Below are 11,646 nucleotides of genomic sequence, written 5' to 3' on the forward strand. Positions count from 1 at the left end.
TACTTCTAGTTTTTCTTCATCAATTTCTAATTTTGATAATTTCCAGCCGTCTTGAATCGGTAAAATAATTTTCTCTAGTATCGTTTTTATATCGTATTCCATTTTGTAAATTTAACCTTTTCACAAAATATCCAGTAGAAACTCATTTTTTATAGGCAGTAGGCAATAGGCAATAGGCAAAAGAAAGCGTTTTAATACTACTTACTTTTGCCTTATGGCTAATGGCTTATTTCACAAAATCCTTCACTAATTGATGAGCTTCTTCTAATGCGATAGGCAAATCATAATTTTTAATAATCACATCAAATTGTGGAGCAGTGGCTAATTCAACGGAGGCTTTGGCAATGCGCATGTTGATTTTGTCATCGCTTTCCGTTGAGCGTTCTTTGAGTCGTCGTTTCAATTCATCCACACTTGGTGGTTTCACAAAAACAGCTAAGGTTTCTTCTGGGAATTTATGTTTGATTCGCAATCCGCCAGCTACATCAATATCAAAAATTACATTTTTGCCCAAAGCCCAAATGCGTTCTACTTCACTTTTCAGCGTGCCATAAAAATTATCTCTGTAGACTTCTTCCCATTCCACAAATTCTTCCGCTTTGATGTGTTTTTTGAATTGTTCTAATGACATAAAATAGTAATCTTTGCCATCAACTTCTTCCCCACGAGGTAAACGCGTTGCCGCCGAAATAGAGAATTCTAAATTCAAATCTTCTTTTCCTAATAAATGCTTAACTATGGTAGTTTTTCCTGATCCCGATGGTGCCGAGAATACGATTAATTTTCCTTTTTTCATCCCCTCCTAGCCTCCCCAATGGGGAGGAATTTTTAAGTTAATTTATAATTAATAGCCTCCTATATAGTTCCCCTTTCGGGTAATGTCATTAAGTTTAGAGATTAAATGATAAAATCATTGCTGATTTTAGATTAACGATTTTTGATTGCTGATGAATAAGACACTGAAAATCAAATAATTTTTAATTCACTTGCTCCAAAATCAAAAATCGTTAATCTACAATCTAAAATCTCTTAACTTAATGACATTGCCCTTTCGGGGGTTAGGGGGATTACAATACATTTAATACCTGCTCTTTAATCTTCTCCAGTTCGTCTTTCATTTGAACGACTAATTTCTGCATTTGAGCATGATTGGATTTAGACCCCATAGTGTTGATTTCTCTTCCCATTTCTTGCGTGATAAAACCTAGTTTTCTTCCATTGGCTTCGGTTCCTTTGATGGTGTCTAGGAAATAATCCAAATGGTTGGTCAAACGCACTTTTTCTTCGGTGATATCTAATTTTTCAAGATAATAGATCAATTCTTGCTCAAAACGATTTTCGTCTACATTCACTTGCAATTCAGCAATAGCGGTTTGCAAACGATCTTTTATGGCTTGCACGCGTTCTGGGTCTAAAGCCAAGGCTTCGTTCATGTATTGACGGATATTTCCGATACGCAATTGGAATTCTTTTTCTAGCGATTCCCCTTCGTCTCTCCTAAAATTTAAAATATTTTGCAACGCTTCTTCGATAACGGTTTGGATTTGCGCCCATTCGTTGGCATCGATTTCTTCGCGCTCTATTTTCATGGTATCTGGCATGCGGACTGCCATTTTCATCAATTCGGTTTCATCCACATGCGCATATACTTCACGTAGTTGATTCATATAGGCTTTTACAATCGGAACATTTACTCGTGTGGAGGTTTGCTCTGCCGTACTTTCGATGTAGATTGAAAAATCAACTTTACCTCTTTCGAGTGTAGAAGCAATTTGATTACGCAATCCCAACTCCATTTCGCGGTATAAAGAAGGCATTCTGACGTTTAAGTCTAACCCCTTGCTGTTGAGGGATTTTACTTCTATTGTTATTTTCTTGGTTGGTAATTGCAGAGTAGCTTTACCGAAACCGGTCATGGATTGTATCATAATATGTTCTAAAAGTCTGTAAATATAAGGAAAGTAATTCGTACTTCGTAAATAGTGCAATACTGCTCTTGCAAATTACGTATGCTGTTTTTTTGTTTTTTGAGTAACTAAATAAACGCCTGCAAAGATTAATACAGCTGCTCCTATTTTTACCCAGCTCAAATCGTCTTTTCCTAAGCCAATAGCGAAAATAGTAGCAAAAAGGGGTTGTAAATAAATAAAAACAGCTACAGTGGTGGGTTTTAATTCTTTCATAGAAAGTAAATTTAATAAATAAGTGATGAATGTCGAAATCACCACCACAAAACTTATTTTCCAGAAAATGGCAACAGGAACCAAAGTCCAATTTACGGCACTAAATTCGCTCCAGCCAAAAGGAAGAACCATCAAGAAACCAAAAAGATAAATCCATTTTACAAACGTGAAGGCGTGGTAAGTATGCATTAATTTTTTTACAATAATGAGATAAAAGCCGTACGAAATGGCATTAACCAATACTAAGAAATTACCCAATCCGGCATTTGAAGCATTGCCAATGGATTTGCCATAAAGAATTAAGAAAGTAGTACCTAGTAACCCCAATATAATTCCTAAAACCATTCTTTTTTTCATGCGCTCTTTCATCAATAAGGCTGATAAAACAAGCACAATCATTGGTGTTGAAACCATGATTACTGCTGCCGAAATGGGCGAAGTAAGACTTAATCCTTTGAAAAAAGTAAGCATATTAAAAGCCACTCCAAAAAATGCAGCGGCAATGATTCTTGGAAAGTCATTTAGGGCAATTTTTTCTTTGGGCATAAAAAGCCAAGTGCCCCAAAAAAGCATCATTGATCCGCCTACTCGCAGTAAGATGAACCCAAAGGCATCAATATATGCAGGCATAACGTCTTTGGCGATGGTAAAAGTAACCCCGTAGATAATCGAAACAATAGTAGCGCCCAATAAGGCAAGATTTCTTTTAGACATGAGCTAAAGCTAAATGAACTTGATGCATGTTTTGCTGACTATTTCCGATATAAATTTTGTCATTAATGATAAAAACAGGTCGGCTCAAAAAGGTGTAATGTTCCAAAATGTATTTTTTAAAATCGTCTTCGGTAAGCGCTTGATTTTTTAAATTCATCGATTTGTACAATTGGGCTTTTTTGCTGAACAAGGCTTCATAGCTTCCAGAAAGACGGCGCATTTCGTCTAACTCTTCTATAGTTATTGGGTTTTGTTTGATGTCGTGAAAAGCTAAATTATGATTTTCTGGCAATGATTTTATAATTTTTCTACAAGTATCACAAGAAGCTAAATAGTATATTTTGTTCATTTGGTTTGCTTTTATGGGTACAAAGAAAATTCATTTACACCGAAAATGAGTATTTTTATCCAAAAAATAAAAAAAATGAACGCACTATTTGAATTAACTACAACAAGCCGAAAAATGGCAGCTTCTTTTTTAGAAAAATATTCTTTGGAGCAATTGAATACCATTCCTGAGGGTTTTTCTAATACTATGTTTTGGAACATTGCTCATATCGTGGTGACGCAACAGTTATTAGTTTATAAATTATCGGGTTTACCTATGCAGGTTGCTGATGAATTGGTAGAAAAATACCGAAAAGGATCCAAGCCAGAACACGATGCTACACAAGAAGAAGTGGATTTGATTAAAAGTTTACTTTTTTCAACCGTAGAACAAATGAAAATCGATTACAATGCTAATTTGTTTCAAAATTTTACGGAATACCCAACCTCTACAGGTTTTACATTGCACTCTGTTGAAGAAGCCATCCAATTCAACAATTTTCATGAAGGATTACATATTGGAATCTTAATGAGTCTTCGTAAGTTGGTTTAAAAATACGATGCAAATAGAAAAAGTGCTTCGAAATTGGATTTGATTTTGAAGCACTTTTTTATTTTACAACAAGGTAATTTTTTAGCGAAGTATAAGGAATAAAAAGGGTTTTAGGACCTTCTACATAAGCTGCGGCTTCGTATTGATTGTAGTGAAACAAAAGGCCTTCATTGGTAAATAAGATGTTTTTGGGTAATTGAAAAGTATTATCTTCAAATAAATAGCCTGTTTGATTGATGTTGCCTACCAAAGGAATTTGATATTTGATGCGAAATTTCTTTTCAACCATTTTTTTTAACTCGGCGGTGTTTTTAAATAAATTATCGTTTGGAATCGTTTTTCCAGTTTTTGGGTCAAACAGCAAGGATTGTATGCCTTCATAGCCATGAGCGCCACCCGTAAACGTATAGTGGTCAATTTCGATATTGATAAGATTTTCGGATTGGTATTTTACGGTTCCCTGGATGTTAGCTTCCCAACCAAAAGTGCTGTCTGGGAATGCTTCTTTTGTGTTCTCAAAGGATTGTATAAAGGAGGAAACTAGCTCTTCATAATTTTCTTTTGTTAATGGTTTTTCCTCCAAATACACCAATTCTTTTACAATTGAAAACACTTTTTTATTGATACTATCTGCCGCAAGACTGTTGCTTTTGGCGATGGGAATTGCTACTTTAATTTCGGTACAATTTTGTTTACAAAGGAGGGTGCTTTTTTTACTGAACATTTTGTTTTCAAAGTTCAATTCATTCGAACAACTGCTCAACACCAGAAAGAACAGTAGGCTTTGGAGGTATAGTTTCATAACTCAAAAATGTTAATTGTATACAAAGGTAGCCTAGACAAGCGTTGCTTTATCAATATTTAACGGTAAATTTGCATTTGATAGAACCAGTCATTTTAAAATTTAAAACAATGAAATTCAATACAAAAGTAATTCACGGAGGACAACACCATGACGCCAGTACCGGAGCGGTGATGCCACCTGTTTATCAAACGTCTACGTTTGTACAAACGAGTCCAGGTCAGCCTTTGAATCCTGACTACGAATATAGCCGAGCGGCAAATCCTACTAGAACTGCATTAGAAAACGCTTTGGCAAGTATTGAAAATGGAACAAGAGGTTTGGCCTTTTCGTCCGGTTTAGCGGCAACAGATTGTATTTTGCGTTCATTCAAAGCAGGCGATGAGATTATCGCTATGGATGATTTGTATGGGGGAACGTATCGAATGTTTACTAGGATATATAAAGAATCTGGCATTAAATTCCATTTTGTTGATATGAATGATTTGGAGAAATTCCAATCTTTAATCAATGAAAATACTAAGTTGGTTTGGGTTGAAACACCTACGAATCCATTAATGAAACTAGCTGATATTGCAGCAATTGCTCAAATAACGAAAGCAAATAATATCCTTTTTGCGGTAGACAATACTTTTGCAACGCCTTATTTGCAAAAACCTCTTGACTTGGGTGCTGATATTGTCATGCACTCAGCAACCAAATATTTAGGAGGTCATTCAGACGTAATAGCAGGAGCTTTGATTGTAAAAGATGAAGCATTAGGTAATCAATTGCATTTTCAGCAATTTGCAACCGGCGCTACTTTGGGACCAATGGATAGTTTTTTGGTATTGCGTGGAATAAAAACGTTGCATCTTAGAGTACAAAGACATTGCGAAAATGGTGAAAAAGTTGTAGCTTTTTTAAATGCACATCCAAAGATTAAAACGGTATATTATCCAGGATTACCAGAGCATCCGTTTCATGAAATAGCCAAAAAGCAAATGAGTGGTTTTGGCGGAATGGTTTCTTTCACTTTTAAATCTGGAGAAAAATCAGATGCGATTGCATTTTTAGAAAAGTTAAAGGTGTTTACCTTGGCTGAATCTTTAGGAGGAGTAGAGTCTTTAGCCAATCATCCGGCTTTGATGACCCACGCTTCTATTCCGGAGGACAAAAGAAAAGAAGTCGGAATTACTGATGATTTAGTGCGATTGAGTGTAGGTGTTGAGGACGCCGCCGACTTGATTGCCGACTTAGAACAAGCTTTGGCCTAGAATACGATAATTTTTATAAAGGAAAAGGGCTCAACATTTTCAATTGAGCCCTTTTACTTTTTTCACCCGCGAAGGATTATAAATCTAAGTATTGAATGTATCCAATGCTGAACCAAACCATCCAATCATTGGCTTTGTTCTCTGTATATATCTGCTTGTTTGGATTTAAACCATCTACCCAATCCGAAGTAAAATATTGAAAACGCATGTCTACCAGTAAGTCACTCATTGAAGTTAGCTTATACCTACTACCGATACCAGCAATGACAGATAAAACAGTTTTGCTTTCAGTCGAAAACCCATGAGGTCTTCCGTCAGAAGGAGTTAAGTATTTTGGAATTGTAGTCATAGAAGTTCCTAAAGGTCCCATTGTGGAGGTAGCTTCGGAGCTATAAAAACTGCATAAAAGACCCAAACTAGCATAAGGGCTAAATGTGCCAATACTATTTTCGAAATCATGAATATTAATGGGGTGAAATTCACCTTGTATTCCTAGATTCAATATACTAGAAGAGCCTCTCATAGCTCTAAGTTGTTCCTTTCCTAATGAATTATTGGATTGATCTACCCATGTTCCAAAATGTCTAAAATTAGTCGAGCTATAAGATAATTCAGAACGAACTTTAAAATGCTCGTTAAAGTAGTTGTCATTATAGGCTTTGGTTGAAAAGTTAAGATAGTGAACTAAACCAATACCAAATCCAGTATTACCCGCATTAGTTTCAAAATCATGGCGTTCGCCATAATCGGATTGAAATGCTACTGGTCCAACTGTAACACCTATTTCATGGGCTACATTGAATTGAGCGTGAGAAATATTGATAACAAAAAGTAATGCGATTATTGTTAAAACGATTTTTTTGAACATTTGATAACCTAAAAATATATATTGCGCGCAAAGATATGAAAAACAAATCTCACCAAAGAAGGATTAATGTTAAACCAATTATTATTAATCAAAATTGAATTTTGTTATAAATACTATAACGTTTTCGTAAAAAGCATGCTGTAATATAGCTATTTCTTTATAAACAGTTAAATAATAGATAATTTTTCTTTTTTTTGTAAACAAATAGGTCAAATTTATTGTTTTAGCCTATATTTGTATTCATTAACAGTACGTTTTTAACGTTTTATAATTATTATAATTATGTCACAAAGTATAACTAATTTTATCGATTCGGTAACTAAAAAAAATCCGAACGAAACAGAATTTTTGCAAGCAGTATTAGAAGTTGCCGAAACGGTAATTCCTTTTATAGAAGAAAATAAAAAATACCAAAACAAAATGCTTTTAGAGCGCATGGTTGAACCTGAGCGCGTGATCATTTTTAGAGTGACTTGGATTGACGATCAAGGTCAAACACAAGTAAATCGTGGATACCGTATCCAGATGAACTCTGCTATTGGACCATACAAAGGTGGATTGCGTTTTCATCCTTCAGTAAACTTAAGCATTTTGAAATTCTTAGCTTTCGAACAAACCTTCAAAAATAGTTTAACTACTTTGCCAATGGGCGGAGGTAAAGGAGGTTCTGATTTTGATCCAAAAGGAAAATCTGATAACGAAATCATGAAATTCTGTCAAAGTTTTATGACCGAATTAGCGAAACATATTGGTGCTGATACTGACGTTCCTGCTGGAGATATTGGTGTAGGTGGTAGAGAAGTAGGCTATTTATTTGGGCAATACAAAAGATTAAGAAACGAATTTACAGGGGTATTAACTGGAAAAGGAATTTCTTTCGGAGGATCATTAATTCGTCCTGAGGCAACTGGTTATGGAACGGTATACTTTGCCCAAAGTATGTTGAAAACCAAAGGTGATTCTTTTGAAGGAAAAACAGTCGTTATTTCAGGTTCGGGTAACGTTGCACAGTTTGCTGCTCAAAAAGCGACGCAATTAGGTGGTAAAGTGGTTACTTTATCTGATTCTGCTGGTTATATTTATGATGCTGACGGAATTAACGCTGAAAAACTAGCTTTCGTAATGGAATTGAAAAATGAATTACGTGGAAGAATTAGCGAATATGTGGCTAAATATCCAGATGCTAAATATGTGGCAGGAAAACGCCCATGGGAAGTAAAATGTGATATTGCATTGCCTTGTGCCACTCAAAATGAGTTGAACGGAGAAGAGGCGGCACTTTTATTAGCTAATGGATGTATTGCTGTTGCAGAAGGTGCTAATATGCCTTCTACACCAGAAGCTGTTATTGCGTTCCACAAAGCTAAAATTTTGTTCGCACCAGGGAAAGCTTCTAATGCTGGTGGTGTAGCTACTTCAGGTTTGGAGATGTCTCAAAACTCATTGCGTTTAAGCTGGACTTCCGAAGAAGTAGATGAAAAATTATACAATATCATGTTGAATATTCATGCTTCTTGTGTACAATATGGTACAGATGAGACTGGATATGTTGATTATGTTAAAGGTGCTAATATTGCTGGATTTGTTAAAGTAGCGGATGCTATGTTGGCTCAAGGAGTAGTATAGTAGTAGTAAGTTAATTATTGAAGGCCTTCTTCTGGAAACAGAAGAAGGCTTTTTTTATTCTTCCAGGACAAAAAGCAAAAACTTCCGTTTGTACTATATTTGTAATTCATTTGAAAAAAACTCATGAGAAGAATAGTCGTGTTTTTTTGTTTTTTATTAGCTATGAACGATGGTTTTTCCCAAAATCAATTGTCATGGCAAGGGTATTTTTCTTATAACGAAATCAAAGATCTAACACAATCCAATACTACTTTTTTTGCTGCTGGGGAGAATGCTTTGTTTTCAAAAAATACACTTTCAAATACTTTAAAAACTACCACGACTATCGATGGTCTTTCCGGATTGACGATATCAGCTTTGTATCATAGTGTCGCTTTCAATAAAACTATTGTTGGCTATGAAAATGGCCTTTTAATTGTAATAAACGAAAAGGACGGAGCTATTTTGAAAGTGGTCGATATTATCAATAAGCAATTGCCTGCCAATATCAAAAAAATCAATCATTTTGTGGAGTATCAAGGAATCCTTTATGTTTCATGTGATTTTGGTATTGTTCAGTTCAATTTGAATACGCAACTTTTTGGAGATACGTACTTTATTGGCGACTTTGGAAAGGAGATTTCAGTAAAGCAAACGGCTGTTTTTGATGGAAATATTTATGCTGCCACCGAAAATGGAATTCGAAGAGCTGCAATTACAAATCCAAACTTAGTCGATTATCAGCAGTGGACAATGCTTTTGTCTGATAATTGGTCTGGAATCACTGCTTTTGGTACTGATTTGTATGCTTCAACCACAGCAGGTACGATTTACAAATATGGACTCAATTCATTCTCTGTCGTTCAAAGTTTTGGAGCGCCAATTGTCGATTTGCGTTCTGATGGAAACAATTTATTAGTAACAACTCCCAGTCAAATTTCAGTCTTTGGGTCGGGCTTGCTTTTGATAAAACAAATAAATAGCAATCAGATTTTGGATAAAAATCTCGTTTTTACTTGTGCCGCCATTGTAAATGCCAATTTATTTTTGGGCACCAAAGAAAATGGTTTACTAGCAACGACACTGTCTGTTGGTGCACCAATAGTTGATACTACACCTCCAGGACCACTCAGAAATGCCATTTTTTCTTTTCAAGTTACTCCAACTGCGCTTTGGGCTGTATATGGAGGCTATACAGGCGATTATAACCCGTATTCTTATAATAACAGTGGCCCTAATTTATATGGCATTAGCCGACTCAACGCTCAGGGTTGGTTATCTATTCCTGCAAATAATGTTTTGGGAGCCAAATCTATTTCGAGAGTAACGATTAATCCAAATGACGAGACTAAAGTTTATGCGAGTTCTTTCTTTTCGGGTTTGTTGCGCATAGAAAACGAAGTGCCAAATTTGTTGTACAATCAAACCAATTCGGGTTTGGAATCGATTGCTTTTCTAGGGCCAACTTATATCGATGTTCGTATCAATGGAACAGCGTTTGACAAATCAGGGAATCTTTGGGTGACCAATTCCCGAATCGAAAATGGCTTAAAAGTCTTGAGAAGTAATGGACAATGGCAAAGTTATTCCTTGAATTCCATCGCCGAAAAAAGTATCGATGTGAGTATGGGAAGAATGGTCATAGATAAAAACAGCACCAAGTGGATTGCTTCTAATACCGATGGAGTAATCGCTTTTAACGAATCAGGTACAACACCCACTTTTAAGAAAATTACTTTTGGGTCAGATAAAGGAAACCTGCCTACTACAGACGTGCGAGCTTTGGCCATAGATACTAATAACCAACTTTGGATAGGTACTACTAAAGGGCTTCGAGTACTGTCGAATGTGAATAACTTTCAAAATACAATAGCACTCACTACCAAACCCATTATTATTCTAGAAGATGAGGTGGCTCAGGAATTATTGTATGAACAATTTATAAACGCCATTGTAGTTGATGGAGCCAACAACAAATGGGTGGGTACAGCAGATTCAGGTGTTTTTTTATTGTCATCCAATGGGCAAAAAACGCTGTATCATTTCACCACTAATAATTCACCATTGCCGAGTAACACTATAAATGATATAGGGATTAATGCGGTTACCGGAGAAGTTTATATTGCTACAACCAAAGGGATGATTTCGTTCAAGGGTGTGGCTACAGGGGCAAGTGATTCTTTGAATAATGTTTATGTTTATCCTAATCCGGTACGTCCTGAATTTAGTGGAACCATAAAAATAGCGGGACTTTTGGATCGTGCCAATGTAAAAATAACCGACATCGAAGGCAATTTAGTGCACGAAGCAGTTTCTGAAGGCGGAACTATCGAATGGGACACGACTGCTTTTGGTAAATACAAAGTAGCTTCGGGTGTTTATATGATTTTTATCTCCGCCGAAGGCGGAGTCGAAACTAAGGTGAAGAAGGTGATGATTATTAGATAAAAATTTCAATTTTAAAAACTCAAACCCCAAAACCGATACCCAAAACCCAAAACCCCAAACCCCAAACCCAAAACCCAAAACCCAAAACCGATACCCGATAACTCATGTTGGTAAAAACCAAAGCCATCGTTATTTCGACATTAAAATTTCAAGAAAAAAGCTTGATTGTGAAATGTTTTACCCAATCTAATGGTCTAAAATCCTACTTTGTTAGAGACGCATTTTCTGGAAAGAAGAACAATCAAAAAATCGCCTATTTTCAGCCGTTATCAATTTTAGAAATTGAAGCAGTGCATAAAAATAAAGGGACGTTAGAGCATTTTAGAGAAATCAAAACAGCTGTTCCGTTTCAAACCATTCCTTTGGATATTGTGAAAAGTACTATGGTGTTGTTTCTTTCCGAAATTTTGCATCATGCGATTCATGAAGAAGAAAAAAACGATGATTTGTTTCAGTACCTCGAAGCGGCGCTGCAATGGCTGGACACGCATAACGAAATCAGCAATTTTCATCTGATTTTAATGCTCGAAATCACCAAGTTTTTAGGTTTTTATCCAGACACTACCGATCAAGATTTACCTTTTTTTGAAATGAATGAAGGTGTTTTTTCTATATTTCAGGCAACGAGTTCCTTGTCTGAACATCAATCCCATTTGCTCAAAAAATTGATTGCTTTGAAATTTGATTCAGATCAAAAAGTGTTTCATGTCACTGAGCGTCAAATTTTACTAAAAATTCTAATCGATTATTACAGTTTTCATTTACAAGGTTTTAAAAAGCCAAAGTCCTTAGAAATTTTAAAAGAAATTTTTTCTTAAGCTAAATTTATATCAATATATTCGCTTGCGATTTATTAGTCACATTTGATCCCTATTTATTAATCACAAAAA

General features: G+C 35.6%; 11 protein-coding genes. 5 read left to right on the forward strand and 6 right to left on the reverse strand.

All coding sequences use genetic code 11. The features are described from left to right. Window positions 1-226: 226 nt before the first annotated feature. From gmk to O9307_RS06100, 4 genes are all read right to left on the reverse strand, one after another. A complete protein-coding gene (gene gmk / locus O9307_RS06085) occupies window positions 227-796 on the reverse strand; it encodes a guanylate kinase (RefSeq protein WP_298296395.1) in 570 nt (189 codons plus the stop codon). A 271-nt stretch (window positions 797-1,067) separates the two neighbouring features. Continuing rightward, the gene (locus O9307_RS06090; RefSeq protein WP_298296397.1) at window positions 1,068-1,928 is read right to left on the reverse strand and encodes a YicC/YloC family endoribonuclease; all 861 of its coding nucleotides are present in this window, start codon (window positions 1,926-1,928) and stop codon (window positions 1,068-1,070) included. 75 nt (window positions 1,929-2,003) lie between these two features. Continuing rightward, window positions 2,004-2,897: a DMT family transporter gene (locus O9307_RS06095; protein ID WP_298296400.1), complete on the reverse strand. Its 894-nt coding sequence runs from the start codon at window positions 2,895-2,897 to the stop codon at window positions 2,004-2,006. After that, on the reverse strand, window positions 2,890-3,246 hold the full coding sequence (locus O9307_RS06100) for an ArsC/Spx/MgsR family protein (RefSeq protein WP_298296403.1): 357 nt from the start codon (window positions 3,244-3,246) through the stop codon (window positions 2,890-2,892). Before O9307_RS06100 ends, O9307_RS06095 begins: the two co-directional genes overlap by 8 nt. Window positions 3,247-3,321: 75 nt before the next feature. Between O9307_RS06100 and O9307_RS06105 the strand changes: the two genes are divergently transcribed. Next, window positions 3,322-3,777 carry a DinB family protein gene (locus O9307_RS06105; protein ID WP_298296408.1) on the forward strand — a complete coding sequence of 152 codons (456 nt, stop codon included), beginning with the start codon at window positions 3,322-3,324 and terminating at the stop codon, window positions 3,775-3,777. Window positions 3,778-3,835: 58 nt separating this feature from the next. On the opposite strand, the gene O9307_RS06110 is transcribed toward O9307_RS06105, so the two are convergent. Further along, complete coding sequence (locus O9307_RS06110; RefSeq protein WP_298296411.1) at window positions 3,836-4,579, reverse strand: DUF3298 and DUF4163 domain-containing protein; 744 nt, start codon at window positions 4,577-4,579, stop codon at window positions 3,836-3,838. 110 nt (window positions 4,580-4,689) lie between these two features. On the opposite strand from O9307_RS06110, the gene O9307_RS06115 reads away from it, so the two are divergent. Then, window positions 4,690-5,835 carry a cystathionine gamma-synthase gene (locus O9307_RS06115; RefSeq protein WP_298296413.1) on the forward strand — a complete coding sequence of 382 codons (1,146 nt, stop codon included), beginning with the start codon at window positions 4,690-4,692 and terminating at the stop codon, window positions 5,833-5,835. A gap of 76 nt (window positions 5,836-5,911) precedes the next feature. Here O9307_RS06115 and O9307_RS06120 read toward each other — a convergent pair whose 3' ends face one another. Next, a complete protein-coding gene (locus O9307_RS06120; RefSeq protein WP_298296416.1) occupies window positions 5,912-6,703 on the reverse strand; it encodes a glutamate dehydrogenase in 792 nt (263 codons plus the stop codon). A 282-nt stretch (window positions 6,704-6,985) separates the two neighbouring features. Between O9307_RS06120 and gdhA the strand changes: the two genes are divergently transcribed. The 3 genes from gdhA (at window position 6,986) to recO (ending at window position 11,574) form a co-directional block, all read left to right on the forward strand. Then, on the forward strand, window positions 6,986-8,329 hold the full coding sequence (gene gdhA, locus O9307_RS06125) for an NADP-specific glutamate dehydrogenase (protein ID WP_298296419.1): 1,344 nt from the start codon (window positions 6,986-6,988) through the stop codon (window positions 8,327-8,329). A 123-nt stretch (window positions 8,330-8,452) separates the two neighbouring features. Further along, window positions 8,453-10,756 carry a two-component regulator propeller domain-containing protein gene (locus tag O9307_RS06130; protein ID WP_298296421.1) on the forward strand — a complete coding sequence of 768 codons (2,304 nt, stop codon included), beginning with the start codon at window positions 8,453-8,455 and terminating at the stop codon, window positions 10,754-10,756. A 104-nt stretch (window positions 10,757-10,860) separates the two neighbouring features. Further along, the gene (gene recO, locus O9307_RS06135) at window positions 10,861-11,574 is read left to right on the forward strand and encodes a DNA repair protein RecO (RefSeq protein ID WP_298296424.1); all 714 of its coding nucleotides are present in this window, start codon (window positions 10,861-10,863) and stop codon (window positions 11,572-11,574) included. Window positions 11,575-11,646 lie beyond the last annotated feature (72 nt).

This window comes from Flavobacterium sp., assembly GCF_027531905.1.
Taxonomy (GTDB): Bacteria; Bacteroidota; Bacteroidia; order Flavobacteriales; family Flavobacteriaceae; genus Flavobacterium.

Excerpts from the sequence above, each read along its gene's own strand:
- gmk (WP_298296395.1), bottom strand. The coding sequence starts at position 796 with ATGAAAAAAGGAAAATTAATCGTATTCTCGGCACCATCGGGATCAGGA.
- O9307_RS06090 (WP_298296397.1), bottom strand. The coding sequence starts at position 1,928 with ATGATACAATCCATGACCGGTTTCGGTAAAGCTACTCTGCAATTACCA.
- O9307_RS06095 (WP_298296400.1), bottom strand. The coding sequence starts at position 2,897 with ATGTCTAAAAGAAATCTTGCCTTATTGGGCGCTACTATTGTTTCGATT.
- O9307_RS06100 (WP_298296403.1), bottom strand. The coding sequence starts at position 3,246 with ATGAACAAAATATACTATTTAGCTTCTTGTGATACTTGTAGAAAAATT.
- O9307_RS06105 (WP_298296408.1), top strand. The coding sequence starts at position 3,322 with ATGAACGCACTATTTGAATTAACTACAACAAGCCGAAAAATGGCAGCT.
- O9307_RS06110 (WP_298296411.1), bottom strand. The coding sequence starts at position 4,579 with ATGAAACTATACCTCCAAAGCCTACTGTTCTTTCTGGTGTTGAGCAGT.
- O9307_RS06115 (WP_298296413.1), top strand. The coding sequence starts at position 4,690 with ATGAAATTCAATACAAAAGTAATTCACGGAGGACAACACCATGACGCC.
- O9307_RS06120 (WP_298296416.1), bottom strand. The coding sequence starts at position 6,703 with ATGTTCAAAAAAATCGTTTTAACAATAATCGCATTACTTTTTGTTATC.
- gdhA (WP_298296419.1), top strand. The coding sequence starts at position 6,986 with ATGTCACAAAGTATAACTAATTTTATCGATTCGGTAACTAAAAAAAAT.
- O9307_RS06130 (WP_298296421.1), top strand. The coding sequence starts at position 8,453 with ATGAGAAGAATAGTCGTGTTTTTTTGTTTTTTATTAGCTATGAACGAT.
- recO (WP_298296424.1), top strand. The coding sequence starts at position 10,861 with ATGTTGGTAAAAACCAAAGCCATCGTTATTTCGACATTAAAATTTCAA.